The organism is Bradyrhizobium yuanmingense, assembly GCF_900094575.1.
GTDB classification, from domain to species: domain Bacteria; phylum Pseudomonadota; class Alphaproteobacteria; order Rhizobiales; family Xanthobacteraceae; genus Bradyrhizobium; species Bradyrhizobium yuanmingense.
In genome coordinates this window covers 397107-422783 of sequence record NZ_FMAE01000007.1, presented here as the reverse complement: position 1 = coordinate 422783, position 25677 = coordinate 397107, and the positions used below count along the sequence as shown (strand labels likewise).

At 65.2% G+C, this 25677-nt stretch carries 21 protein-coding genes; 10 read left to right on the top strand and 11 right to left on the bottom strand.

Going from position 1 to position 25677, the window contains the following annotated elements; translation table 11 throughout:
• Positions 1–49 precede the first annotated feature (49 nt).
• From smc to GA0061099_RS26490, 6 genes are all read left to right on the top strand, one after another.
• Complete coding sequence (gene smc / locus GA0061099_RS26515) at positions 50–3514, top strand: chromosome segregation protein SMC (protein ID WP_074448126.1); 3465 nt, start codon at positions 50–52, stop codon at positions 3512–3514.
• Positions 3515–3664: 150 nt separating this feature from the next.
• Entirely contained in the window at positions 3665–4645 is a 981-nt protein-coding gene (locus GA0061099_RS26510; protein ID WP_036024849.1) for a small ribosomal subunit Rsm22 family protein, read from the top strand.
• 138 nt (positions 4646–4783) lie between these two features.
• Positions 4784–5344, top strand: coding sequence for a LemA family protein (locus tag GA0061099_RS26505; protein WP_036006288.1), 561 nt, complete (start codon positions 4784–4786; stop codon positions 5342–5344).
• A gap of 32 nt (positions 5345–5376) precedes the next feature.
• Positions 5377–6579: a M48 family metallopeptidase gene (locus GA0061099_RS26500; RefSeq protein WP_036024847.1), complete on the top strand. Its 1203-nt coding sequence runs from the start codon at positions 5377–5379 to the stop codon at positions 6577–6579.
• A 208-nt stretch (positions 6580–6787) separates the two neighbouring features.
• Positions 6788–7540 carry a P-loop NTPase family protein gene (locus GA0061099_RS26495; RefSeq protein WP_036024846.1) on the top strand — a complete coding sequence of 251 codons (753 nt, stop codon included), beginning with the start codon at positions 6788–6790 and terminating at the stop codon, positions 7538–7540.
• A gap of 60 nt (positions 7541–7600) precedes the next feature.
• A complete protein-coding gene (locus GA0061099_RS26490; protein ID WP_036006282.1) occupies positions 7601–8269 on the top strand; it encodes a hypothetical protein in 669 nt (222 codons plus the stop codon).
• A gap of 106 nt (positions 8270–8375) precedes the next feature.
• Here GA0061099_RS26490 and GA0061099_RS26485 read toward each other — a convergent pair whose 3' ends face one another.
• From GA0061099_RS26485 to petA, 6 genes are all read right to left on the bottom strand, one after another.
• Positions 8376–8915, bottom strand: a complete 540-nt coding sequence (locus tag GA0061099_RS26485; protein ID WP_036024845.1) for an adenine phosphoribosyltransferase — start codon at positions 8913–8915, stop codon at positions 8376–8378.
• A 9-nt stretch (positions 8916–8924) separates the two neighbouring features.
• Complete coding sequence (locus GA0061099_RS26480) at positions 8925–11090, bottom strand: anthranilate synthase component I (RefSeq protein WP_036024844.1); 2166 nt, start codon at positions 11088–11090, stop codon at positions 8925–8927.
• 301 nt (positions 11091–11391) lie between these two features.
• Complete coding sequence (locus tag GA0061099_RS41390; protein ID WP_157784007.1) at positions 11392–11553, bottom strand: hypothetical protein; 162 nt, start codon at positions 11551–11553, stop codon at positions 11392–11394.
• Positions 11554–11557: 4 nt separating this feature from the next.
• Entirely contained in the window at positions 11558–12232 is a 675-nt protein-coding gene (locus tag GA0061099_RS26475) for a dienelactone hydrolase family protein (RefSeq protein ID WP_036006275.1), read from the bottom strand.
• Between the two features lie 271 nt (positions 12233–12503).
• On the bottom strand, positions 12504–14576 hold the full coding sequence (gene fbcH / locus GA0061099_RS26470; protein WP_036024843.1) for a cytochrome b/c1: 2073 nt from the start codon (positions 14574–14576) through the stop codon (positions 12504–12506).
• Between the two features lie 62 nt (positions 14577–14638).
• Complete coding sequence (gene petA / locus GA0061099_RS26465; RefSeq protein WP_036024842.1) at positions 14639–15169, bottom strand: ubiquinol-cytochrome c reductase iron-sulfur subunit; 531 nt, start codon at positions 15167–15169, stop codon at positions 14639–14641.
• Between the two features lie 279 nt (positions 15170–15448).
• On the opposite strand from petA, the gene GA0061099_RS26460 reads away from it, so the two are divergent.
• From GA0061099_RS26460 to GA0061099_RS26445, 4 genes are read left to right on the top strand one after another with little or no spacing between them, the layout of a single operon-like run.
• The gene (locus GA0061099_RS26460; protein WP_036024840.1) at positions 15449–15916 is read left to right on the top strand and encodes a tRNA (cytidine(34)-2'-O)-methyltransferase; all 468 of its coding nucleotides are present in this window, start codon (positions 15449–15451) and stop codon (positions 15914–15916) included.
• A 10-nt stretch (positions 15917–15926) separates the two neighbouring features.
• Positions 15927–16559, top strand: a complete 633-nt coding sequence (gene queE / locus GA0061099_RS26455; RefSeq protein ID WP_036024839.1) for a 7-carboxy-7-deazaguanine synthase — start codon at positions 15927–15929, stop codon at positions 16557–16559.
• A gap of 20 nt (positions 16560–16579) precedes the next feature.
• A complete protein-coding gene (hemF, locus tag GA0061099_RS26450; RefSeq protein WP_036024866.1) occupies positions 16580–17467 on the top strand; it encodes an oxygen-dependent coproporphyrinogen oxidase in 888 nt (295 codons plus the stop codon).
• The gene (locus tag GA0061099_RS26445; protein ID WP_036024837.1) at positions 17464–18207 is read left to right on the top strand and encodes an HAD family hydrolase; all 744 of its coding nucleotides are present in this window, start codon (positions 17464–17466) and stop codon (positions 18205–18207) included. The genes hemF and GA0061099_RS26445 overlap by 4 nt, the downstream gene beginning before the upstream one ends.
• A 291-nt stretch (positions 18208–18498) precedes the next feature.
• Here GA0061099_RS26445 and GA0061099_RS26440 read toward each other — a convergent pair whose 3' ends face one another.
• The 5 genes from GA0061099_RS26440 to GA0061099_RS26420 form a co-directional block, all read right to left on the bottom strand.
• Positions 18499–19482 carry a Bug family tripartite tricarboxylate transporter substrate binding protein gene (locus GA0061099_RS26440; RefSeq protein ID WP_050995926.1) on the bottom strand — a complete coding sequence of 328 codons (984 nt, stop codon included), beginning with the start codon at positions 19480–19482 and terminating at the stop codon, positions 18499–18501.
• 304 nt (positions 19483–19786) lie between these two features.
• The gene (locus GA0061099_RS26435; protein ID WP_036024835.1) at positions 19787–20158 is read right to left on the bottom strand and encodes a hypothetical protein; all 372 of its coding nucleotides are present in this window, start codon (positions 20156–20158) and stop codon (positions 19787–19789) included.
• Positions 20159–20188: 30 nt separating this feature from the next.
• Positions 20189–23308, bottom strand: coding sequence for an efflux RND transporter permease subunit (locus tag GA0061099_RS26430; RefSeq protein ID WP_074448125.1), 3120 nt, complete (start codon positions 23306–23308; stop codon positions 20189–20191).
• A 6-nt stretch (positions 23309–23314) separates the two neighbouring features.
• A complete protein-coding gene (locus GA0061099_RS26425) occupies positions 23315–24739 on the bottom strand; it encodes an efflux RND transporter periplasmic adaptor subunit (protein WP_244620993.1) in 1425 nt (474 codons plus the stop codon).
• A 327-nt stretch (positions 24740–25066) separates the two neighbouring features.
• The gene (locus GA0061099_RS26420; RefSeq protein ID WP_036006232.1) at positions 25067–25450 is read right to left on the bottom strand and encodes a hypothetical protein; all 384 of its coding nucleotides are present in this window, start codon (positions 25448–25450) and stop codon (positions 25067–25069) included.
• Positions 25451–25677: the final 227 nt, after the last annotated feature.

The following is a 25677-nucleotide window of genomic DNA, read 5'->3' as shown; positions in this document are numbered from 1 at the left end:
GTATTGTCCCGGCAGGGGGATTCGCGCCTGCCAACAGAGATGCGTGCTTATGAAAATCACCCGCCTGCGCCTTCACGGTTTCAAGTCCTTCGTTGAGCCCACGGACTTCGTCATCGAGCCCGGCCTGACCGGCGTTGTCGGCCCCAACGGCTGCGGCAAGTCGAATCTCGTCGAGGCGCTGCGCTGGGCGATGGGCGAGACCTCCTACAAGTCGCTGCGCGCGGCCGACATGGATGCGGTGATCTTCGCCGGCTCCGGCAACCGTCCGGCGCGCAACCATGCCGAAGTGACGATGACGATCGACAATGCCGATCGCACCGCGCCGGCGGCGATGAACGACAGCCAGATCCTGGAAATTTCCCGCCGCATCGAGCGCGAGGCGGGCTCGGTCTACCGCATCAACGGCCGCGACGTGCGGGCCCGCGACGTGCAGATCCTGTTCGCGGACGCCGCCACCGGCGCACGCTCGCCCGCCCTCGTCCACCAGGGCAAGATCGGCGAGATCATCCAGGCCAAGCCCGAGCAGCGCCGCCGCGTGCTGGAAGATGCCGCGGGCGTTGCCGGCCTGCATGCCCGCCGTCACGAGGCCGAGCTGCGGCTGAAGGCGGCCGAAACCAATCTCACCCGCGTCGAGGATGTGATCGGCCAGCTCTCCGGCCAGATGGAAGGCCTGAAGAAGCAGGCCCGCCAGGCCGTGCGCTATCGCGAGGTCGCCGCCAAGGTCCGCAAGGCCGAAGCCACGCTGTTCCACCTGCGCTGGGTCGGTGCCCATGCCGACGTCAACGAATCCGGCCAGACCCACGATCTCGCCGTGCGCGAGATGGCCGAGCGCACCCAGCACCAGGCCGAAGCCGCCCGCATCCAGGCGATCCGCGCCGCCGAGATGCCGGCGCTGCGTGATGCCGAAGCGCGCGCCGCCGCCGGCCTGCAGCGCCTGACCAATGCCCGCGAGCAGCTCGACCGTGAGGAAGAGCGCGCCAAGGAACGCGTCGCCGAGCTCGAGCGCCGCCTTGCCCAGTTCGAGGGCGACATTTCCCGTGCTCAGCAGCAGACCATGGATGCCGACGTCGCGCTGCAGCGGCTCGACGCCGAAGATGCCGAGCTGAAGGAAGAGATCAAGTCGCGCGTCGAGAAGCGCTCCGGCGTCGACGAGCGCGTTGCCGAGGCCGAGGCGGTGCTGACCGAAACCGAGCAGCGCTTCGCCGAGCTCACCACCGCGCTCGCCGACCTCACCGCCAAGCGCAACCAGCTCGAGGCCAACGTCCGCACCCATCGCGACAAGCTCGCCCGGCTCGATCAGGAGATCGCGAACGTCACGGCGGAAGAGCAGAAGCTCACCGAAGCAACCGGCGGCTTCGGCGATCTCGACGAGCTGACCGCGCTGGTCGAGACGGCGGAAGGGACGCTGGCCGCCTCCGAAGCTGCGGCGCAGGCCAGCGAAGCGGCGCATGTCGCGGCACGCCAGACGCTGGAATCCTCACGCTCGCCGCTGGTCGAGGCCGACAAGCGCGTGCAGCGGCTCGAGACCGAGGCGCGCACGATCTCCAAGATCGTCAACGGCGAGACCAAGAATTTGTGGCCGCCGATCATCGACGGCATCACCGTCGACAAGGGCTTTGAAAAGGCGATCGGCGCGGCACTCGGCGACGATCTCGATGCGCCGATCGATCCGTCGGCGCCGATGCGCTGGACCAATGTCGGACACACCGAGGGCGATCCGGAGCTGCCCGAAGGCGCCGTTCCGCTCTCCAACCATGTGCAGGCGCCGGCCGAGCTGGCGCGTCGCCTCGCGCAGATCGGTGTCGTCCCGCGCGAGCGCGGCGCCGAGCTGGTCTCGCAGCTCAAGACCGGCCAGCGGCTGGTCTCGCCCGAAGGCGACGTCTGGCGCTGGGACGGTTTTGTCGCCGCGGCTCACGCGCCGACCGGCGCCGCGCGGCGCCTGGCCGAACGTGCCCGCCTCGTCGACATCGAGAACGAGCTGGAGCAGGCCCGCATCGACGCGCAGATCAAGCGCCAGGCGCTGGAGAATGCCGAGTCCGAGCTGCAGATGGCGGCGAGCACCGAAGGCGCCAGCCGCGAAGCCTGGCGTGCCGCCCAGCGCGAGCTCAACGTCGCGCGCGAGCGCCACGCCAATGCCGAGCGCGAGATCAGCCGCCATGCCGCGCGCAAGGCGACGCTGTCGGAGGCGCACAGCCGGCTCGCCGCCGATCGCGCCGAAGCCGAGGCCGCCTACGAATACGCCCAGGCCGGCATCGGCGAGCTGCCGTCAAGCGAGGACACCGAAACCCAGCTCGCCGCCGTCCGCAGCGACATCGAAGGCCGCCGCCGCATGGCCGCCCAGGTCCGCGCCGAGGCGCAGGCGCTGGCACGCGAAGCCGAGCTCGCCGATCGCCGCGTGCAGGCGATCCTCGCCGAGCGCACCGAGTGGCAGAACCGTAAGGAGAGCGCGGCCTCCCACATCGACACCATCCAGGCCCGCATCGCCGAGCTCACCATCGAGCGCAGCGAGCTCGAAAACGCCCCGGCCGTGTTCGCCGAGAAGCGCAGCGCGCTGATCACCGAGATCGAATACGCCGAGAACGACCGCCGCATGGCCGCCGACGCACTTGCCACCGCGGAAACCGCAATGGCCGAGACCGACCGCGTCGCCAAGCTGACGCTCGAGGCGCTCTCCAGCGCCCGCGAGGCCACCGCCCGCGCCGAGGAGCGCATGGAAGGCGCCCGCCGCCGGCTCGAGGACATCGAGCGCGAGATCCGCGACATGCTCGAGATCGAGCCGCAGGCCGTCGCCGGCCTTGCCGAGCTCGAGCCCGGCGCCGAACTGCCGCCGCTGCACGAGATCGAGGAGGACCTCGAGAAGATGCGCCGGGACCGCGAGCGCCTCGGCGCCGTCAATCTGCGCGCCGAGGAAGAGCTGCGCGAGGTCGAGACCCAGCACACCGGCCTCGTCACCGAGCGCGACGACCTGGTCGAGGCCATCAAGCGGCTGCGCCAGGGCATCCAGAGCCTCAACAAGGAAGCCCGCGAGCGGCTGCTGACCTCGTTCGACGTCGTCAACGAGCACTTCAAGCGCCTGTTCGTCGAGCTGTTCGGCGGCGGCGAAGCCGCGCTGCACCTGATCGAGAGCGACGACCCCCTGGAAGCCGGCCTCGAAATCATCGCCAAGCCGCCGGGCAAGAAACCGCAGACGCTGTCGCTGCTCTCAGGCGGCGAGCAGGCGCTGACCGCGATGGCGCTGATCTTCGCGGTGTTCCTGACCAACCCCTCGCCGATCTGCGTGCTGGACGAAGTCGACGCGCCGCTCGACGACCACAACGTCGAACGGTACTGCAACCTCCTCCACGAGATGACCGGCTCGACCGACACGCGCTTTATCATCATCACGCACAACCCGATCACGATGGCGCGGATGAACCGCCTGTTCGGCGTCACCATGGCCGAGCGCGGCGTGTCGCAGCTGGTGTCGGTGAGCCTCGCCGAGGCCGTGGACATTCTCGACCAGAACGTGGCGTGATAGCTCGATCGCGCCACACCCATTGCATCATCATCCGCCTTGTGCGCAAATTGCGCACTGGTGCGGACTGATCCAGTACGCCGCGGCTTCTCGGTTAACGGCACTGTCTCGGAGTACTGGATGCCCCGCCTTCGCGGGGCATGACTGCGGATGATGATCTCCCCCACCCTTCCCGCCGAACTGAAAGCCGCCCTCGACGGCAAGCTGCAGGGCTTGTCTCGCAGCGACGCGGCCCGGCGCTCTCAGAGGATCTCGACTACGTATCGCGCCGGCGGCACCTCCGGCACGATCAAGTCGGACGCAGATGCGCTCGCTTATGCGCTGGCGCGCATGCCCGCGACCTACGCGGCGGTGGCGGCCAGCCTCAATGCGCTCACCGAGATCGCGCCTGATCTCGCCCCCGAAACATTGCTCGACGTCGGCGCCGGTCCGGGCACCGCCAGCTGGGCCGCCGCGGAAGCCTTTCCGTCGCTACAGGATTTTACCCTGCTCGATGCCAACGTCACGCTGAGCCGGCTCGCGCTCGAACTGGCACACGGCAGCTCGCGATTGGCGGAGTGCCGTTATCTGCCCGGCGATGCCGGCGGCAACCTCGCCGAGGTCTCACAGGCCGATTTCGTCATCGCCAGCTACATCATCGGCGAGCTCAGCGAGGCCGATCAGCGCAAGCTGACCGAGGCGATGTGGGCCAGGGCGCGCCACGCGCTGGTGGTGATCGAGCCCGGCACGCCCGCCGGCTATGCCCGCATCCTCGCCCTGCGCCAGCAGCTGATCGCAGCTGGCGCTTTCGTCACCGCGCCCTGCCCGCACGAAAGGCCGTGCCCGCTCATCGCGCCCGACTGGTGCCATTTCAGCCAGCGCCTGCCCCGGTCGCAGGCGCACCGGCAGATCAAGGGCGCCGAGGTGCCGTTCGAGGACGAGCGCTTCATCTACGTCGCCCTGACCCGCACCCCGCCCGCGAGCCGCGCCGCGCGCGTGCTGGCACCGCCGGACGTCGGCAAGGCCGAGATCGCGGCCAAGCTTTGCACGGAGGCTGGGGTTGCGCCGGCAAAAGTCCCGCGGCGGGACAAGGCGGCCTATGCCGAGGCCCGGCGCTGGCGCTGGGGCGATGCCGTCATGTCCGAAAGTTAATTTCGCTGGCCGTGCCTGCCTTGAACTCGGGCCGTTCCTGATCCGACCAAGTCTTACCTTCCCTCCGCGCCGGGCTCTCATCCTGCGTTAATTTCGTCTACCCTAGCGCCCGCCTTCTTCCCTCTTCAGGAGTTCTCCATGTCGACCGGCTGGATCGTTCTCGGCGTCATCGTCGTCCTCGCGCTGATCGCTTTCAGCGCCTACAACCGCCTGGTGGCGCTGAGCCAGCGTGTCGGCCAGGCCTTTGCCGACATCGACGTGCAGCTCAAGCAGCGTCACGACCTGATCCCGAACCTGGTCGAGACGGTGAAGGGCTACGCCTCGCACGAGCGCGGCACGCTCGACGACGTCATCAAGGCGCGCAATTCGGCGATGTCGGCACAGGGCCCGGCGCAGGTGTCCGCGGCCGAGAACCAGCTCTCCGGCGCGCTCGGCCGGCTGATCGCGCTGTCGGAGGCCTATCCCGACCTCAAGGCCAACGCCAATTTCCAGCAGCTCGCGTCCGAGCTCTCCGACCTCGAAAACAAGATCGCGGCGAGCCGCCGCTTCTTCAACAACGCGGTGCAGGAATACAATACCGGCATCCAGCAGCTGCCCGCCGCCTTGTTCGCGGGCATGTTCGGCTTCACCAAAAAGGACTTCTTCGATCTCGGCGCCAGCCGCACCGAGGTCGAGACCGTGCCGCAGGTGAAGTTCTGATTTGAGCCGATAGGCCGGCAGGGCATCGCGTCATGGCCGCGTATGGTCTCTACACGCACATCGCCTCGAACAAGCTTCGTTCGATGCTGCTGCTCGCCGGCCTGTTCGCGCTGGTCTATGTGCTGGTCTATGCCGGCGCGCTGGTGGCCGAGGTGTTCATCGACGACAGTGAGACCGCCGCGTACTATCTGAGACACGCCTTCTCGGACCTGCTCAAGGCCGCGCCGATTGCAACGGTCGTGGCGGCGGTCTGGATCGTGATCGCCTATTTCTTTCACCAGTCGATGATCGATGCCGTGACCGGCGGCCACAGCGTCACCCGGCAGGAACAGCCGCGGCTCTACAATCTGCTCGAGAACCTCTGCATCTCGCGCGGCCTCACCATGCCGAAGCTGAAGATCATGGAGAGCCCGGCGCTAAACGCGTTCGCGACCGGCCTCAATCCGCGGCAATATTCCATCACGGTCACCACGGGTCTCCTCGATGCGCTCAACGACAAGGAGATCGAGGCGGTGCTCGGCCACGAGCTGACCCACATCAAGAACGGCGATGTGCAACTCATGGTGGTCGCCGTCATCATCGCCGGCGTGGTCGGCTTCTTCGGCGAATTGTTCTTCCGCCTGTTCACGAATCTGAACTGGAGCTCGGGCGGCTCCTCGTCCTCGGGCTCCTCCTCGTCGTCGCGGTCGTCCTCGAGCGACAGCAAGAGCTCCGGGGGCGGCGCGATCATCGTCATCATCATCGCCATCGTGCTGATCGTGCTGGCCTGGCTGCTGTCGCAGGTGGTCAAGCTCGCGCTGTCGCGGTCGCGCGAATATCTCGCCGATGCCGGTTCGGTCGAGCTGACGAAAGACCCCGACGCGATGATCTCGGCGCTGCGCAAGATCGAGGGCCGCGGCGAGCTGCCGGGCGCGACCTCGGCGGTGATGGAGCTCTGCGTCGACAATCCGCGCGAGGGCTTTGCCGACCTGTTCGCGACCCACCCTTCCGTGCAGTCCCGGGTCGACGCGCTGGTCAAGTTCGCCGGCGGGCGCGATCCGGGACCGCTGCCGGACCCCGCCGAAGAGACGGAACAACTCGAGACCGAACATGCCGAGGCGCAGGACGGGCCGCCGCCGCTCTCGCAGGGGCCGTGGAGCGATGCGGCCGGTCTCGCCAGCCCGCCGCCCGTTCCCGCGCCCAGTCCCTCTGGAGCCCCGGCAGCCAATCCGATGGGACCGTGGGGCCGTCACTGACGGCGTGATTTGCCGCTTCATGCGCCGGGTTTCCCGGCAATCGGGAAAATCCTCGGGAATTGCCGTAAGTGGAGCGCGAGGAATTGAATTCTCCCTTGTTTCTGCCATGTTCGCGCCCAACAGCAGACTCGGGACGTCTTTCGGGACATCGATTTGGGGCCCGGCCGATTGCGACCTCGCGATCGGGGGCGCGCGTTAGGGGACAGCAATGGCAAAGCCGGCAGTGGTTGTGGTGGGCGCGGACAAGGGCGGGGTCGGCAAGACCACGGTATCGCGCACCCTGCTCGATTATTTCTCGGCCAACAACGTGCCGACGCGGGCGTTCGACACGGAGTCGCCGCGCGGAACCCTGAAGCGCTTCCACCCCGACATCACCGAGATCGTCGACATGACGACGACGGCCGATCAGATGAAGATCTTCGACACGCTCAACGCTGTCAGCCCTTCGGTCACCGTGATCGACGTCCGCGCCGGCCTGCTTTCGCCGGCGCTGGCCTCGCTGCGCGACATCGGCTTCCTCGACGCCGCCAAGGCCGGCCAGATCACCTTCGCCGTGTTCCACATCCTCGGACCCTCGATCGCCTCGCTGGAGGAGATCGCGGAGACCGCAGGCTTCATGGGGGGCGCGAAATATTTCCTGGTGAAGAACTTCATCAACGACACCCAGTTCTTCCAGTGGGACCAGGCGACCTACAATTCCTACTTCCACCGCATCAAGGACGCGACCGAGCTGACCATCCCCAAGCTCAACGAAATGGCCTATGAGCAGGTCGAGGTCTCCTCCGTCCCGTTCCTGAAATTCGTGGCCAACAAGGGCATCAGCGACGAGGCCGCGAACTATTCCTTCGTGCTGCGCGGTTATGTCCGGCACTGGCTGGCCAATGTCTGGAGCGAATACGACCGCATCCGCCTGACCGACATCGTCGGCTCGAAATCCGCCACCCGCAACAGCGAAAAATAGTTGCGCAAGCCGGGCTGATACGGCTGGATTGGGCGGTGAGTTGGCCTGATATAGCTGGCGATGCCCGCGACACCCGTCTACATCATCTGCTCGCCCCGCCCGCAGGTCGGCAAGACCTTGCTGGCGCGGCTTTTGAGCGAATTCCTGCTGCTCAAGAACGGCAACGTCGCGGCCTTCGACGTCAACCTGAAGGAGCCGTCGCTGCTCGATTACCTGCCGAAGGTGACCGAGACCGCCGACGTGATCGACACCTTCGGCAAGATGCAGCTGATGGACCGCGTCATCGTCGATGACGGACTTGCCAAGGTGATCGACCTCGGCTTCCACGCCTTCGACGAGTTCTTCAAGATGACCGACGAGATCGGCCTGCTGAAGGAGGCGGCGCGGCGCCACGTTGCGCCGATGATCCTGTTCGTCGCCGACACCGACCGCGTCTCGGCCCGCGCCCACGAGATGCTCCGTGGGCGGATCCCGCGGATGAACCTGGTCACGGTGGACAACGAATATGTCGTCCGCGGCGAGCTGCCGCCGGCAATGGGAGGCGGCCGGCTGTTCCGCCTTCCCGCGCTGCCCGGTTTCCTCAAGACTTATATCGACCGGCTGAATTTCTCCTTCACGGGCTATCTGCGCCAGGAGAAGGACTCTTCGACCGAGCTGCACCAATGGACCCGGCGCAACTACATCGCCTTCCGGGAGCTCGAGCTCAGCCTGATATTGCAGCGGTCGTGAAGCATTCGATCGGGAAGCCCGATGTTCACCTCTCCCCAGCGGGGAGAGGTGAACCGCGTCCTTGGCCCACACACCGCCCCCGAAGCTTGTTCTGCCTCGTTGACGCTCAGTGCCCCTCGAACGACATCAGCGTGCGCACGGGCACGTCCATGGCGCGCAGCTTGGCGGCGCCGCCGAGCTCGGGCAGGTCGACGATGAAGCAGGCGGCAACCACGTTGGCGCCGATCTGGCGCAGCAGCTTGACCGCGCCTTCCGCGGTGCCGCCGGTGGCGATGAGATCGTCGACCAGGATCACGCGCTCGCCGGGTGCGACCGCGTCGACATGCATCTCCATCTCGTCGATGCCGTATTCGAGCGAATAGGCGATGCGCACCGTGGTATGCGGCAGCTTGCCCTTCTTGCGGATCGGCACGAAGCCCGCCGAGAGCTGATGCGCCACCGCGCCGCCGATGATGAAGCCGCGCGCCTCCATGCCGGCGACCTTGTCGATCTTGTTGCCGGCCCAGGGGTTGACGAGCTCGTCCACGGCTCGGCGGAACGCGCGCGCATCCGCGAGCAGGGTGGTGATGTCGCGGAACATGATCCCGGGCTTGGGATAATCCGGGATGGTGCGGACGCTGGCCTTGATGTCGTGGTCAAAAGTCATTCGTGCCTCTCAATTGACGGGCGCATCCAGCCGGAACGCGTTTTCGACAATACGTAGCCCCACCTCGCCGCCGAGCGACATCAGCGATTCCGGATGGAATTGCACGCCGGCGACCGGCAGGGTCTTGTGCTCCAGCGCCATGGCGACGCCGTCCTCGGTGCTGGCGGTGACGCTGAGCACCTCCGGCATGCTGTCGCGCTCGACATAGAGCGAGTGATAGCGGCCGATGACGATCTCGTTCGGCAAATTGCGCATCAGCCGTCCGCCGCGCACCTGCACCCGCGAGGGCCGGCCGTGGGCGGGATGGGTGAGCTGGCCGAGCTCGCCGCCGAAATATTCGCCGATCGCCTGCACGCCGAGGCAGACGCCGAACATCGGCAGCTTCTTCTCCAGCGCCGCATCGATCGTCGCCTTGATCCCGAAATCCTCAGGGCGCCCGGGGCCGGGCGACAGCACCAGCAAGTCCCACCTCTTCTGCTTGAGCATGTCGAGCGCATGCACATAACGGACCACGGTGACGCTGGCGCCGACTTGGCGGAAATAATCGGCGAGCATGTGCACGAAGCTGTCGTCATGGTCGATCAGCAGCACCTGCTTGCCCGAGCCGGTGGCATCAGGCGCAAAGGTCGAGAGCGGCTTCGGCGGATCGCCGCGCAGCGCCTGGAACAGCGCGGCCGCCTTGACCTGGCACTCGCGGTCTTCTGCGGCGGGGTCTGAATCGAACAGGCAGGTGGCGCCGACGCGCACTTCGGCGAGGCCATCCTTCATGCGGATGGTGCGGATGGTGAGGCCGGTGTTAATGCTGCCGTCGAAATTCACCGCGCCGATCGCGCCGGCATACCAGCGCCGCGGCGAGCGCTCGTGGTCCTCGACGAACTGCATCGCCCACAGCTTTGGCGCGCCGGTGACGGTGACAGCCCAGGCGTGGGTGAGGAAGGCATCGAGCGCATCGAAGCCGGGGCGCAACATGCCCTCGACGTGGTCAACGGTGTGGAACAGCTTTGAGTAAGTCTCGATCTGGCGGCGCGCCAGGACCTTGATGGTGCCGGGTACGCAGACGCGCGCCTTGTCGTTGCGGTCGACGTCGGTGCACATGTTGAGCTCGAACTCGTCCTTCTCCGAGTTCAGCAGCTGGCGGATCTGCTCGGCATCGCCGATCGCATCAAGGCCGCGCGCGATCGTGCCCGAGATCGGGCAGGTCTCGACGCGGCGGCCGTCCGAGCGCACGAACATTTCGGGCGAAGCCGAGACGAGAAACTCGCCCTCGCCGAGATTCATCAGCGCACCATAGGGCGACGGGTTGATGACGCAGAGGCGCTGGAACACTTCGGCCGGCGAGCGGTCGCAGGGCTCGGCGAACAGCTGGCCCGGCACGGCCTCGAACAGATCGCCACGGGCAAAGGCGGCGCGCGCTGTCTCGACCGTGGCCTGATATTCGCCCGGCGCGTGATCGGCAAAGCCCTGGCGCGGCGTCTTCAGATAGGGGCTGTCGGCGGTCTCGCGCGGCAGGCCTTCGGTCGACTTGCCCTTCCAGGCGAAATCGTAAGAGAGCACCACGCCGCGGCCGGTGGCACGGTCGTAGGCGAGCAGGCGATCGGGAATATAGAGCACGATATCGCGCTGGTCGGCCTCGCGCGGGCGCTTCTGCACGAGGTCCTCGATCTGGAACACGAGGTCGTAGGCGAAAGCGCCGAACAGGCCGAGCAGGCCGTCGTCACTGGCGGAGAAGGCAGCGACGAGATCGCGCACCAGCGACATCACGCTGGCACGCCGCGTGCGCTGGTCCTCCTCGACCGGCGCATCACCGCGGATGATGTGGCCGGCAAGGCGGCTCGCCGTTCTCTCGGAGATGATGACACAGGGTTCGCGCAGGACATCGCCGAGGAAGGCGATCAGCACCTCTCCGCGCGCGTTCAGCGCTTCCAGCTTGAAATTGACGCCAACTGTCTCGAGCTTGAGCGGCGGGTCGGAGAAGCCGAGATCGAAGCTCTCGTAGCGGCCGGGCACGGTCGTGCCCGAGGACAGCACCACGCCGCGGCGGCGGTCGAGCAGGTTGATCAGGTCGTCGAGCCGGTTGGCGCCGCCGGTGAACTGCTCGGCCACGCGCGTGATCGCAAGACCCGCGCGGGTCACGTAGTCGCTTCGAGCCGGGAGGGCAAAGACTGTCCTGTTCATGTCGTCCTCTTACGAAACTTGTCGAGGAAACGCCACACAGGACAAACGATCAGGCCGCCGCACTGCGTGGCGACCTCAGACGATTTTGAGAAATGAAATCGCACCGGTCACCTCTTTAGGAGGTGCGCCACCAAAGACGGGCTGGGCGGACGGCGGTGCTCATGGGCGGATAATCACCATGGCGCGGGGGCGCCGTCAAGGGTGCGGCAAGGCGGTAGCCCGGATGGAGCGCAGCGCAATCCGGGGTTCGTCCACAATCGGAAAGTCCCCGGATTCCGCTTCGCTCCATCCGGGCTACGGACTAGAGGCCGCACCGCTTCCAAAGCGCGGCCATGTCTGCATCGGTCGCGTACTCGGCTCGATCGGCCTCGCGGAGCCCCTCAAGAACGGCAGCGCGATGGTCCTCCGGGACCTTGAAGGCCTCACGCTTCGACTGCGCATCGGCTTCAGATTTGTCCTTCACGCTCCTACCCCAGATGCTTCCTGAAAAACTCCGTCGCTCGGCCCCAGGCGAGCTCGGCGGCTTCGCGGTCGTGCACGGCCTGGCGCTGCTCGTTGACGAAGGCGTGCTCGGCGTCATAGCGGAACAGCTCCAGCGACTTGCCGGCGGCCTTCATGGCCTTCTCGAAGCCGCCCACCAGCTCTGGTGTGCACCAATCGTCCTTGTTGGCGAAATGGGCCTGGAGCGGGATCTTGACGTCGGCGGGCTTGGCCGCCTGCTCGGGCGGGATGCCGTAGAACACGACGCCCGCCGCGAGCTCCGGGATCTTGGTCGCGCCGATGATGGTCACGGCGCCGCCGAGGCAGAAGCCGGTTAGCCCGACCTTGGCACCGTTGCGCGACAGATATTGCGTGGCGCCGCGCACGGTCTGCGTGGTGGCGTCCATGAAGTCGAGCGAGTTCATCTCCTTGTTGGCGCTGTCCGTGTCGTGATACGGCACCACCTTGCCCTTGTAGAGATCGGGCGCCAGCGCGTCGAAGCCGGCCAGCGCGAAGCGGTCGCACAGGCCCTTGATCTGATCGGACAGGCCCCACCATTCCTGGATCACGACGACGCCCGGCGCATTGCCGCGCCCGGCATTGGCGAGATAGCCCGAGGCGTCCTTACCGTCCGGGCGCTTGAAGGTGATGCTGGTTCCCATGGTGTCCTCCGGTGAGTTTCTGGGGGATCGGTTGGCGGTATTTTGGCGGGTGGGAGGGCGATAGGCAATCGTGCCGAGCAACACACTCTCGTGCCCGGATGAAATGCAGCGCGCCCCTGGCGATGCGCAAATCGTTTGCGGCGATGCATTGCTGATCCGGGGCCCAGCCCCACGCATCCAGTGTCCCGGCTCGCGCGCTTCGCGCGTCCGGGACACGGGACCAACAAAAAAGCCCCCGTACGGGGGCTTTTGCATTCTCGTCTTTCGCCGCTCAGTGCGAGTCGGCCCAGACCTTCTTCTTGGTGAAGTACATCAGGCCCGCGAAGACGATCAGGAACACGAAGACCTGGAAGCCGAGGCGCTTGCGCGCTTCCATGTGCGGCTCGGCGGTCCACATCAGGAAGGTGGTGACGTCCTTGGAGTACTGCGCGACGGTAGTCGGCGAGCCGTCGTCATAGGTCACCTGGCCGTCGCTGATCGGCTTCGGCATCTTGATGGCGTGGCCCGGGAAGTACTTGTTGTAGTACGAGCCCTCCGGGAGGGTGACGCCCTCCGGCACCTTGTCCTCATAGCCTTGGAGCAATGCGGCGACGTAGTCAGGCCCCTGCTCCTGGTACTGGGTGAAGACGTCGAAGATGAACCAGGGGAAGCCGCGCTTGTAGGAGCGCGCCTTGGTGATCAGGGACAGGTCCGGCGGCGCCGCACCGCCGTTCGCGGCACGCGCGGCCTGCTCGTTCGCGAACGGCGACGGGAAATAGTCCGCCGGCCGGCCCGGACGCTCGAACATATCCCCCGCATCGTTCGGGCCGTCCTTGACCTTGTACTCGGATGCAAACGCCGCGGCTTGCGCCACCGAATAGCCGGGCCCGCCGGGCTCGGCGAGGTTACGGAAGGCGACGAAGGACAGGCCGTGGCAACTGGCGCAGACCTCCTTGTAGACCTTGAGGCCGCGCTGCAGCGCGCCGCGATCGAACTTACCGAAAGGGCCCGAGAACGACCATGTGTTGCCTGGCGGCTTATCGCTGCCTTCGGCTGCTTTCGCGCTGTCGATCGAGCCCGCGAACAGCGAGCCGGCGAGCGCCAGCACGATCGCGGTCGAGACCATCGGCGTCGACCGGCTGCCGGTCTTGGCCAGCACGGCATCCGAGATCGAGTTCGGCACCGGCCGCGGCTTCTCGATGCGCGCGAGCAGCGGCAGCACGATCAGGAAGTAGGCGAAATAGCAGAACGTCAGGATACGGCCGGCGATGACGTAGATGCCTTCCGGCGGCTGTGCGCCGAGATAGCCGAGCAGGATGCAGACCGCGACGAAGATCCAGAAGAACTGCTTGGCGAGCGGTCGGTACTTCGAGGACCTGGTCTTGGCGGTGTCGAGCCAGGGCAGGAAGCACAGGATGATGATCGCCCCGAACATCGCGATGACGCCCGCGAGCTTGTCGGGAATCGAGCGCAGGATCGCGTAGAACGGCAGGTAATACCATTCCGGCACGATGTGCGGCGGCGTCACGCCCGGGTTCGCGGGAATGTAGTTGTCGGCGTCGCCGAGATAGTTCGGCATGTAGAAGATGAACCAAGCGTACAGCAGCAGGAAGCAGGCGACGCCGAACATGTCCTTGATGGTCGCATGCGGCGTGAACGGCACCGTGTCCTTTTCCGTCTTCGGCTCGACGCCATCAGGGTTGTTCTGGCCAGCGACGTGCAGCGCCCAGACGTGGAGCACGACGACGCCTGCGATCACGAACGGCAAGAGATAGTGCAGCGAGAAGAAGCGGTTCAGCGTCGGGTTGCCGACCGCATAGCCGCCCCAGAGCAGCGTCACGATGCTCTCGCCGACATAGGGAACGGCCGAGAACAAATTGGTGATGACGGTGGCGCCCCAGAAGCTCATCTGGCCCCAGGGCAGCACGTAGCCCATGAAGCCGGTCGCCATCATCAGGAGGTAGATGATGACGCCGAGGATCCACAGCACCTCACGTGGCTCCTTGTACGACCCGTAGTACAGACCGCGGAACATGTGGACGTAGACGGCGACGAAGAACATCGAGGCGCCGACCGCGTGCATGTTGCGCAGCAGCCAGCCGTAGTTCACGTCACGGACGATCAGCTCGACCGACTTGAAGGCGAGATCGGCGTTCGGCGTGTAGTGCATCGCCAGGATCACGCCGGTCAGGATCTGCATTCCGAGCATGAAGGAAAGAATGGCGCCGAAGGTCCACCAATAGTTCAGGTTGCGCGGGGTGGGATAGGCGACGAAGGAGGAATGGATGAGACCAAAAATCGGCAGGCGCCGCTCGATCCATTGCAGGGCCGGATTGCTCGGCTGGTAGTCGGATGGTCCGCTCATGATGCGATCCTGAGGAAATAGTACGACGAGACGGCGCGAAGCTTCGGACTTGAGTCCGAAGCTCAGCCGATCTGGATTTTGGTGTCGGAAACGAACTGGTACGGCGGCACGGCCAGGTTCGTGGGCGCTGGGCCCTGGCGGATGCGGCCGGACGTATCGTAGACCGAACCATGGCAGGGGCAGAAGAACCCGTCGTAGCTGCCTTCATGAGCGATCGGGATACAGCCGAGATGGGTGCAGATGCCGATCACGACCAGCCACTGCTCGTGGCCCGACTTGACCCGGGCCTCGTCGGTCTGCGGATCCGGCAGGCTCGCCACGTTGACGGAGCGCGCCTCGTCGATCTGCTTCTTGGTGCGGTGACTGATGTAGATCGGCTTGCCGCGCCAGAACACCTTGATGTCCTGGCCTTCCGCGATCGGGCTGAGATCGACCTCGATCGGCGCACCGGCGGCGATGGTCGAGGCATCCGGATTCATTTGGGAGATGAAGGGCCAGAGCGCAGCCGCGCCCCCTACTGCTGCAAATGCCCCTGTTGCAACGAATAAGAAATCACGGCGTGTCGGATGGTCCGCCGAAGACGCTGTCGTCACGATTCCAACCCTTTCTTCTTGCGCTACCGGTGGAACCGCTCCGAGGGGCGCCCAAGAGGTCCCCGGAAAGGCTGCCGGCACCCGCGGCCCCCCGCGGCGGCAGAACTTGGCTTGTTCACCTCTAAACGGGTGAAACAGCAGTCCAGAATCGTTCTATTGGCACCCTTGCCGGGCGAGCGCAAGCCCGCTAACGGCGTGAGAGCGTGCAATGCACGAATTCCCGGGCGGGCGATGTTTTATTGAGACATTTTGCGCCCGCAAGCCAACTCGCCGCCGCCCATGCAGATCGCACTTTTCCAGCCCGACATCCCCCAGAACACCGGCACGATTCTTCGCCTCTGCGCCTGCCTGGGGCTCGATGCCCATATCATCGAACCGGCGGGCTTCCCCATCTCGGACCGCCTGTTCCGCCGGGCGGGAATGGACTACCTCGACCATGTCAGGCTGGCCCGCCACGTCTCCTGGGCGACATTCGAGGACTGGCGTGCAGGCCAGGGCCACCGGCTGCTGCTGTTCACCACCAAGGCCGCCACCGACTACCTCGATTTTCATTACCAGAGCTCGGACATCCTGCTATTCGGGCGCGAGAGCGCCGGCGTCACCGATGCAGTGGTCGAGGCGGCCGATGCGCGGCTGGTGATCCCGATCAAGGCGGGGCTGCGGTCGCTCAATGTGGCCATGAGCGTAGCCATGGCCGCCGGCGAGGCGCTGCGGCAGACCCGGAACCCGCAAGGTTTGACAGGTTGAGGAGAGAGGCTTGAGTTACGCGGTCAAGGAGATCTTCCTGACCCTGCAAGGCGAAGGCGCCCATGCCGGGCGCGCGTCGGTGTTCTGCCGCTTTGCCGGCTGCAACCTCTGGAGCGGGCGGCAGGCCGACCGCGCGGATGCGACCTGCAAGTTCTGCGACACGGATTTCGTCGGCACCGACGGCACGCTCGGCGGGCGCTATGGCTCGGCTGCGGAACTCGCCGATACCATCGCCGCGCAATGGACGGCGGCTGCCGCCAACCGCTACGTCGTGCTGACCGGCGGGGAGCCGCTGCTCCAGGTCGACGCCGCGCTGATCGAGGCGCTGCACGAAAGAGGCTTCGAGATCGGCGTCGAGACCAACGGCACGATCGCAGCTCCTGATGGGCTCGACTGGATCTGCGTCAGCCCCAAGGGCGGCAGCGAGCTGGTCCTGCGCCAGGGCCACGAGCTGAAGCTGGTCTATCCCCAGGCCTTGGCGATGCCCGAAGCATTTGAGGATCTCGCCTTCGAGCGCTTCTCGCTGCAGCCGATGGACGGGCCTGAAATCATCGAGAACACCGCGCGCGCGATCGATTATTGCCTGCACCATCCGCAATGGCGGCTCAGCGTGCAGACCCACAAATCGCTCGGCATCAGATAGGACGCGACCCGCGAATGCAGATGGACGTCACGACGATCGAACACCGCAAGGCCCGCGCCCGCGCCTGGTTCGAGCGCTTGCGCGACGACATCTGCGCGAGCTTCGAGCGGCTCGAGGACGACGCGCCGCAAAGCCTCTATCCGGGCGAGGTCGGCCGCTTCAAGCGCACGCTTTGGCAGCGCACCGACCATTCCGGCGCGGCCGGCGGCGGCGGCGTGATGTCGATGATGCATGGCCGGCTGTTCGAGAAGGTCGGCGTGCACTGTTCGACGGTGCACGGCGAGTTCGCACCCGAATTCCGGGCCCAGATCCCCGGCGCGGCGGAGGATCCAAAATTCTGGGCCTCCGGCATCTCGCTGATCGCGCATATGCGCAATCCGAACGTCCCCGCCGTGCACATGAACACGCGCTTCGTCGTCACCACGAAGGCCTGGTTCGGCGGCGGCGCCGACCTGACGCCGGTGCTGGAGCGAAGGCGGACGCAGGACGATCCCGACAGCATCGCCTTCCATGCCGCGATGAAACAGGCCTGCGTGCAGCCGAGCGGTGTTGCCGACTACGACAAGTACAAGAAATGGTGCGACGAGTATTTCTACTTGCCGCACCGGAAAGAGGCGCGCGGCATCGGCGGCATCTTCTACGACTGGCACGACAGCGGCGACTGGGACGCCGACCTCGCCTTCACCCAGGACGTTGGCCGCGCCTTCCTGAAGATCTATCCCGAGATCGTGCGGCGCAACTTCGCGAGCGCCTGGACGCCTGCTGACCGCGAGGAGCAATTGATCCGCCGCGGCCGCTACGTCGAGTTCAACCTGCTCTACGACCGCGGCACCATCTTCGGGCTGAAGACGGGCGGCAACGTGGACTCCATCCTGTCGTCGCTGCCGCCGGAGGTGAAGTGGCCATGAACGCCGTGCTGCCGCCGCTGCCCCGCGCCATGCTGATCGACATGGACGACACCATCCTGTCGGCCTATGGCCGGCCCGAGATCGCCTGGAACACGATCACGGCCGAATTCGCCGAGGAGCTCGCCCCGCTGCCACCGCCGATGGTCGCGACCGCAGTGCTGGCCTTCGCGCGAAACTTCTGGGCCAATGCCGAACCGGCGTGGCGGATGAAGCTCGCCGAGGCGCGGCACCTGACCGTGAAGGGCGGCTTCGCCGCGCTCGCGGCCGCAGGCCACCGCGCCCTGCCCGATGACCTCGCCATTCGCCTCGCCGACCGCTTCACCGCCTATCGCGAGGAGGAGATGTTCGTCTTTCCCGGCGCGCACGAAGCGATCGACCAGTTCAAGGCGCTCGGCATCAAGCTCGCGCTGGTCACCAACGGCGCCGCCGACATGCAGCGCGCCAAGGTCGAACGCTTCGAGCTGGCGCACCGCTTCGACCACATCCAGATCGAGGGCGAGCACGGCTTCGGCAAGCCCGAGGAGCGCGCCTATCTGCACGCGATGCAGGCGCTCGGCGTCACCGCTGAGGACACCTGGATGATCGGCGACAATCTGGAATGGGAAGTGGTGACGCCGCAGCGCCTCGGCATCTATGCGATCTGGATGGACGTGCATGGCGAGGGCCTGCCCGAGGGCTCGACGGTCAGGCCCGACCGCATCATCCGCTCGCTCGGCGAACTGCTGCCGGACCGGCCGTAATCAGCCGGTCAAAACAAGACTCGAAAAACAACCCCATGCACAGTAGCGCGCTGCTGTAAAATCAAGGACTTGCGGATTTTACGAAAAATTTCTGATCCGTCGGGCAAAACAGGGGTATTGTGGCATCGTCGCGAGGGTTGCCATCGACCCTAGAGCGCGATGCGATGAGGATGAATCGTCATCGCGCTCTAGCTTATTGTTTGAGCATGATCTTTTCGGAAAACCGCTACGCACTTTTCCGGATCATGCTCTTGTCCCTCCCGCGAGAGGCTCGAGCACGCCCAAGGCAACCTATTCCACGGTGATATTGCCGGTCTCAATGACCCGCTTCCAGCGGGCCAACTCAGAGACCAGAAACTCCTGGAATTGCTCCGGGGTGTTAGCCACGATTTCGAGGCCGATATCCTCCATTCGTTTGCGTACGTCCGGTGCCTTCAGCGCCGCGACGATCTCGCCATGCAATTTTGCTTTCACATCGGCAGGAAGCCCCTTCGGAGCAGCCACCGCCTGCCACGAAAAGACGTCGACACCATCGATCCCAAGTTCCTTCAAGGTGGGCACTTCGGGCAAAAGACGGGATCTGGCATCACCGGTGATGGCGAGAACCTTGAGCTGCTTGGATTGAATTTGCCCGATGACGGCGTTGATGTTTTGAAACGATACGTTGACATGCCCCGCGAGGAGATCACTCACAGCGGGCGCCCCGCCGCGATACGGCACATGGAGACCGGTCGTCCCAGTGCGCTGCCAGAACAGCGCCGCCGTGAGATGATCGGACGAACCCGCACCCGAGCTTGCAAAAGTGATCTTGCCGGGGGCCTTCTTCAGTTGCTCCACCAACTCGGCGACGGTGTTTGCCGGAAAGTTCAAGTTGGCGACCAGGACGTTCGGTGCGCGCACAGCGACCGTCAAAAGGTCGAAGTCCTTCAGAGGATCATACTTCAGATTAGGCTGAAGAAATGGATTCGTCGCATAGACACCGATCGAGCCGACGAGAATGGTGTATCCGTCCGCTGGCGCCCGGGCAACCGCCGTTGCTCCAAGAGCGCCCGTTGCGCCGGACCGGTTTTCGACGACCACCGGCTGCCCCAACGTATCGGAGACCTTCTGTCCGATTGCTCGCGCGACCATGTCGGACGAGCCTCCCGCCGGGAATGGGACGATGAAGGTGATATTCCTTTCCGGCCAGGCCGCGTATGCCATCGAGGTTGCGGCAAGAAGCAGGATGCCAGCTGCACCAAATCGAATCTTCGATAAAAAAGTAGCATTGCCCATTGTCGATCCTCCGTTGCGACATTTTTCTGAGGGCCTATTTTACGTGCTCATGCCATCCCGATTGATGCTCAGATTGTATTGATTGATCCACTATTTATCACGGGCGCTTTGTCGCGGTGAAATCGCCGATGTGCAAACCTGCCGAGGGGTGGCGCTTCGCTCTTCCAAGCGCTGTCGAGTTTTGCCTACGCGTTCTCAACTCCCACGCTTCACCTTGAGCGTCAGCAGCGGCTTGCCTTTCTCGGCGATGTAGGTCGCGAGCTCCGCCGCGTTGCGGGCGCAAACGCGGTCTTTCACGCCCCAATCATTGCGCAGCGTATCTCGCGGTCAACGAATGACCGTGCAAGCTACCGGAGAAGACCACGATCGCCTTTGGCGACAGCTCGGCCTGCAGCTTTCCCGTCATCATGTTGGGATTGGCCGGCGCAAGCGGAACGGTGACCGTCTTGCCGCCATCCTGAACCGTTGCGCGTCCCCGCATATCCTTCGTCGACAGCGGCGATCCATCGTCGTCGCCAACGTAAAAGACGATGTCGGTCCCCTTGCTGACGAATTCGATCGGATGCCCCTGCGACTTGACGACGGGACCGCCGTTGCTGCCCTTCGTCTGCGCCGCGGCAACATCCAGCGTCGCGATCATCACAGCCGTCACGGCGAGGCCGATATAAGTTCTCATTGCAGGCTCCTCGGTGGTTGTCCGCGCGCATCAATAGGCTTCCGCGGGGGTGAACGTTGCGGCGTGTCCGGCCACCAGCCGCTGCAGCGGCTGCTGGCCGAACATCAGAAACAGAATCGGGGTCACGATTGTGTCGAGCACCGTGGCGCTGAGCAGGCCGCCGAAGATCGTCACGGCCACCGGGTGCAGGATTTCCCGGCCCGGCTCGTCCGCGCCGATCAAGAGCGGCGTGAGCGCTAATCCTGCGCAAAGCGCCGTCATCAGCACCGGACTGAGGCGCTCCATGCTGCCGCGAATGACCAGCCCGGCCCCGAAACGCTCGCCTTCGTGGATGGCGAGATTGATGTAGTGCGAGATCTTCAAGATCCCGTTGCGCGCCGAGATGCCGGCCAGCGTGATGAAGCCGATCATCGATGCCACCGACAAGGGCTGCCCGGAGATCTTCAGCGCGGCGACGCTGCCGATCAGGGCGAGCGGAATACCTCCCATGATGATCAGCGCCAGTGCGATCGACCGGTAGCGGCTGTAGAGGACCACGAAGATCATCGCCATCGAGGCCAGCGACAGAATGCCGATGCGCCAGATCGCCTCCTGCTGGGCCTGGAACGCGCCTTCGAGGCTGGTCGTGTAGCCTTGCGGGAAATCGAGCTCGCGAACCGACCTCTGAATGTCGGCCGCGATATCGGCGATGTCGCGGCGTCCGTCCCCGTTGCCGTACACGACGATCCTGCGCTGGGTCCCCTCCCGCTGAATCTGGTTCGGCCCGTCTGTCTCGACGATGTCGGCCAAAGCGCTCAGCGGGACGAACTCCGAGCCGGTCGGGATGAGCAAATTGTGCAGTCCCGTCGTCGAACGGTCTTGCTCCGACAGGCGCATCACGACGTCGAAACGGCGATTGCCGTCGACGATCTGGGAGACCTTCCGGCCATTGGACAGCGCGTCGAGTGCCTGGGTGACCGCAGCCGGCGTCAGGCCGTGAAGCGCGGCGCGAGCATGGTCGATTTGAACCCGCACTTGCGGAATCAGCACCTGCTTCTCGACCTGGAGATCGACCAGACCCGGGATCGTCGATAGACGCTGGCGCACCGTTTCGGACAGCCGCCGCAACATCTCGATGTCCTGGCCGAAGATCTTGAGCACGATCTGGGCACGAATACCGGACTGGAGATGATCGAGGCGGTGGCTGATCGGCTGTCCGATGGCCACCGACGCCGGCAGCGCGGACAGGGCTTCCCGGATGCTCGCATAGATGTCCGCCTTCTGGCGCTTGGACGGTGTGAGATCGACATCGACCTCGCTGTAGTGCACGCCTTCGGCGTGTTCATCCAGTTCGGCGCGGCCGGTGCGCCGTCCGACCGATTTCACCTCGGGCACCTTTGCGAGCAACTGCTCCGCCAATAGGCCAAGACGGTTGGATTCCGCGAGCGAAATGCCTGGATTGTACTGCAGCGACAGGACCAGCGTCCCCTCGTTGAAAGGAGGAAGAAAGCTGCGGGGCATCTGGCTCGCGGCATAGCCTGCCACCGCGACCGCAGCGGCGACGAAGACCAGCACCAAACCCTGCCGCTGGAAGGCCCAGCCGAGCACCCGCCGATTGGCCTGCTTCAGCTTCGTGACGACAAAGCTCTCGCGGTCACCTGAATGAGCTCGTCCCGAAAGCAGATAATAGGACAGCACCGGCGTCACCGTGATCGAGGTCAGCAGCGAAGCCAGGATTGAGACCACATAGGCCACGCCAAGCGGCGTGAACAGCCGCCCTTCGATTCCCGGAAGGGCGAACAGCGGCACAAAGACGAGGACGATGATCATCGTTGCATAGACGATGCTGGAACGAACCTCCTGGCTCGCGCCGGAGATCACGTCGAGAACAGGGCGCGGCGTGCTCGACGCGGCGTTCTCCCGCAGGCGCCGCAGGATGTTTTCGACGTCCACGACGGCATCGTCGACCAGCTCGCCGATCGCGATGGCGAGGCCGCCCAGCGTCATGGTGTTGATCGTGAGGCCGAAGGCGCGAAACACCAGGACCGTCACCAGGATCGATATTGGAATGGCCGTCAGCGAGACGAACGCGGCGCGACCGTTCATCAGGAAGACGAACAGGACTATTGCGACGACGATCGCGGCCTCGATCAGGACGCGCTCGACATTGCCGATCGAGGTCTCGATGAAGGTCGCCTGCCGGAACTGCACGTTGGTGACGCTGATGCCCCCGCGCATGGTGCGTTGCAGCTCCCGCAGCGTTGATTCGACATTGCGCGTCAGTGCTACAGTATCCGCAGCCGGTTGCTTCATGACGCTGACGATGACAGCGGGCTTGCCGTTATATCCTGCGTCACCGCGCTTGGTCCGCGCGGCAAAATCCACAGAGGCAATCTGCTTCAGCAGGATCGGCTGCTCTCCGCGGTTGACGACGACGGTGTTGCGGAGGTCCTCGATACGCCTGGTGAGACCGACATTGCGGATCAGATATTCGCGGCCATGCTGGTCGACGAAGCCGCCGCCGCTGTTGGTGCCGAACCTTGCGACCGCCTGCTCGATCTGATCGTGGGTGACGCCGAGTGCCTGCATGGTGGCGACGTTCGGCGTCACGCGATATTGGCGGACCTCGCCGCCGATGGGTATCACCTGGGCGACGCCGGGAATGGCGAGGAGTTGCGGTCGGACGACGAAGTCGGCGATCTCGCGCACGTCCATGGGTGAAGCCGTGCCATCGCTCGTCAGCGCGATCAGCATGATCTCGCCCATGATCGAGGTCACCGGGCCCATCTGGGGATTGACCGCGGACGGCAATTGCTCGCGGATCAGCGCCAGCCGCTCGGAGACGAATTGCCGGGCGCGGTAGATTTCGACGCCCCAGTCGAACTCGACATAGACGACCGACAGACCAACGCCCGAGACCGAGCGCACGCGAATGACGCCGGGCATGCCGTTCATCGACGTCTCGATCGGGAACGTCACCAGCTGTTCGACCTCCTGGGGCGCCAGTCCCTCTGCCTCGGTCAGGATGTTGACGGTCGGGCGGTTGATGTCAGGCAGGACGTCGACCGAAACGCTCGGCAGCACGAACAGGCCGTAGCCGACCAGGACGGCGGCGACCGCCAGCACGAATAGGCGATTGCGCAAGCTTGTCTGGACGATGAGCTTGAACATGGTCGGCTACCGGATCTGGTTGATGAGGTCGGTGCCGCGCACGACGATATGTTCGCCTTCGTTGACACCGGCGGCCACAATCACGCGGGCTGCGTCTACCTGCACCACGCGAACCGGCCTCGGCTCGAAGCGCTCGGGCTCTGTGTGCAGCCAAACGATATTCTCACCGTTGCCGCTTCGAACGACGGCATTGCGCGGCACGACCAGGCCAGACACGGGCGCTCCGGCCTGGACCATCACATTCAACGGCTGACCGATGTTGAGACCTGCTGGTGGCTCCGGAATGGCGAACTGAACCACGGACGCATGCTGGCGCAGCGCCCGGCTCGTCCCGACGAAGCTCAGCGCAATCTGCTGCCCGTTCGGAGCCATTGCCGTTGCGGCTTCAGGCTGCTTCAAGCCGATTTCGTCATAGGCGAGCGCCTCGACCCAAAGACTGCTTGGGTCCGCGATCTGAAACAGGACGTCTTGGGGCTGTATGACCTGGCCCGGCGCGACCTTGGCTGAGGTGATGATGCCATCGGTCGATGCCCGCAGTTCCTCGAAGCCGGTGCGGGAATTGCGAACGGTCTCGCGGCGCGCCCGCAGACCCTCCAATTCGCTTTCGAGGTCGTTGACCTGCCCTTGCGGCACCGCGCCGCGTTCGGCCAGCGGCCGGAGACGCCGCAGCTTGTTGTCCGTGATCGCCATCAGCTGTTCGATCTCGCCGACCTTCTCGAGGATTGTCGTGCGGTCGGCGATTGGCAGATGCGGCTCGATCCGGATGAGCAGATCGCCCTTGCGGACGGTTTGCCCGATGCGGGGGATGCCGTCATCGCCGGGAACCACGCGGCCGCCGTAGATGCTCTGCACGATGCTGCTGCGGTTGGGGTCGGCCATGACACGGCCGATCAGGGTGACGGCGGGATGAATCGTCTGCGGCTCGGCTGCAGCGGTGCGTACCTCGAGCAGACGCTGCGTCGGCTTGGCCGCGAAGACGGTGCCGTCTTGCAGACGGCGCGGGGCATCGCTCAGCGCGGGAACATCCGGCGGACTTGGTTGCGTTGCATTAGTCCGGCCCTCGCCGAACATGATGGCGGCGAGAATGACCAAAGCCCCCGCCATCACGGCGGACGTCGAGGCCGCCATGAAGCGGCCACGACGCCTCCAATAGGCGAAGAGACCGCCGAAGCCCAAGGCGGCGAGCGCGGACGCGGCGATGGCGGCTCGGTTCGATAGAAGCCAGCCGGGCTCGTGCTTGTGCTCCGCGGGCCGGGCCTCTGCACGCGGTACGAACGAGTCGACCAGCAGATCATTTCCCCTGCTAGCGCTGATCGAGAAGATCACCTCGACCGATCCGGACGGCGTGCCGTTCGGAATCGGGGCGGTGTAGACGCCGTCCTCCTGGCTCGATGCCTCGATCGGGGCAGAATCGCCGATCGTGACCTGCAAGGCGGCGTCCGAGACCGGCTCGTTCGTCGCGACATCATCGATGAAGACGGACAGCCTGCCCTCTTTCAGGATGCCGACGACTTCGTAGAGCTCGGAGCGCGCGGCAATCCTCGGATAGGCTGAGGACACGACCGCCGTCTTCTCGGCGTCGCCGTGATCGTGCCCCTCATGGCCAAAGGCGCCCGACAAGCCAAAGACCAGGCTCGCCAACCAAAAAGCGCCGGCCAGCCCACGAGCTGCGAGCCGCCCTTTCGGGCAGCGCTGATTCATCAACATCGAAAGATCCTTCAGACATGCGAAAAGGCGGCGGCCGAAGCGCCGCCGGGACTACGCGATGCTGAAGGTACTTGGTGGCCGGACGAGTCCGTCGGGGCGCACCCCGACAATGGCCCGCGCGAGCGGCAGGTCCATGGCGCCGAGCACGTCGAAGACGCTGAGCAGTTGACCGACCTGCGCTGAAGCGATCGAGGTGCCAAACATGTCCCAGGCCACGCCGGAAGCGCCGTCCTCGTCGTGATCCGGCCCGTCATGGACGTGGCCTTCCGCGTCGTCGCCGGCGTGGGAATGCACGTGGCCGGCCAACTGATCGTGGAAATGCAGGGAACCGCTGAGCGTGACGGACGGCATCGGCATGGCGCCAACAGCCGCCTTCACCTGCGAGACCGAAATCAGGGCCGCCTGAAGCACAAACGCAAAAATCGCCACGAACATGGCCGTTCTGGCGAGTTGACGAAGATGGTGGCGGACACCGTGCGGCACGCCGAAAAACTAGGCGATGCCGACCGCGAATTCAAGGCGACGTTCGCATCGCGTGGGAGGTGGTCCAGACACCCTCCCCGTTCGATCGAGGAGCTGCCGCCGTCCGACATCCGGCAGCCCGCCTGCCTTACTTGAAGTGAAATGCTTCACAAGCCGCAATCCGGGATTGCGGTAGCCTC

What these genes read in the sequence shown, in the direction of transcription:
- smc (WP_074448126.1), top strand. Translation starts at nt 50, where the DNA reads ATGAAAATCACCCGCCTGCGCCTTCACGGTTTCAAGTCCTTCGTTGAG.
- GA0061099_RS26440 (WP_050995926.1), bottom strand. Translation starts at nt 19,482, where the DNA reads ATGGGCAATGCTACTTTTTTATCGAAGATTCGATTTGGTGCAGCTGGC.
- GA0061099_RS26490 (WP_036006282.1), top strand. Translation starts at nt 7,601, where the DNA reads ATGCCCGCGACACCCGTCTACATCATCTGCTCGCCCCGCCCGCAGGTC.
- GA0061099_RS26460 (WP_036024840.1), top strand. Translation starts at nt 15,449, where the DNA reads ATGCAGATCGCACTTTTCCAGCCCGACATCCCCCAGAACACCGGCACG.
- GA0061099_RS26480 (WP_036024844.1), bottom strand. Translation starts at nt 11,090, where the DNA reads ATGAACAGGACAGTCTTTGCCCTCCCGGCTCGAAGCGACTACGTGACC.
- fbcH (WP_036024843.1), bottom strand. Translation starts at nt 14,576, where the DNA reads ATGAGCGGACCATCCGACTACCAGCCGAGCAATCCGGCCCTGCAATGG.
- GA0061099_RS26485 (WP_036024845.1), bottom strand. Translation starts at nt 8,915, where the DNA reads ATGACTTTTGACCACGACATCAAGGCCAGCGTCCGCACCATCCCGGAT.
- GA0061099_RS26445 (WP_036024837.1), top strand. Translation starts at nt 17,464, where the DNA reads ATGAACGCCGTGCTGCCGCCGCTGCCCCGCGCCATGCTGATCGACATG.
- GA0061099_RS26500 (WP_036024847.1), top strand. Translation starts at nt 5,377, where the DNA reads ATGGCCGCGTATGGTCTCTACACGCACATCGCCTCGAACAAGCTTCGT.
- GA0061099_RS26430 (WP_074448125.1), bottom strand. Translation starts at nt 23,308, where the DNA reads ATGTTCAAGCTCATCGTCCAGACAAGCTTGCGCAATCGCCTATTCGTG.
- GA0061099_RS26435 (WP_036024835.1), bottom strand. Translation starts at nt 20,158, where the DNA reads ATGAGAACTTATATCGGCCTCGCCGTGACGGCTGTGATGATCGCGACG.
- GA0061099_RS26420 (WP_036006232.1), bottom strand. Translation starts at nt 25,450, where the DNA reads ATGTTCGTGGCGATTTTTGCGTTTGTGCTTCAGGCGGCCCTGATTTCG.
- GA0061099_RS26475 (WP_036006275.1), bottom strand. Translation starts at nt 12,232, where the DNA reads ATGGGAACCAGCATCACCTTCAAGCGCCCGGACGGTAAGGACGCCTCG.
- GA0061099_RS26510 (WP_036024849.1), top strand. Translation starts at nt 3,665, where the DNA reads ATGATGATCTCCCCCACCCTTCCCGCCGAACTGAAAGCCGCCCTCGAC.
- GA0061099_RS26505 (WP_036006288.1), top strand. Translation starts at nt 4,784, where the DNA reads ATGTCGACCGGCTGGATCGTTCTCGGCGTCATCGTCGTCCTCGCGCTG.
- hemF (WP_036024866.1), top strand. Translation starts at nt 16,580, where the DNA reads ATGGACGTCACGACGATCGAACACCGCAAGGCCCGCGCCCGCGCCTGG.
- GA0061099_RS26495 (WP_036024846.1), top strand. Translation starts at nt 6,788, where the DNA reads ATGGCAAAGCCGGCAGTGGTTGTGGTGGGCGCGGACAAGGGCGGGGTC.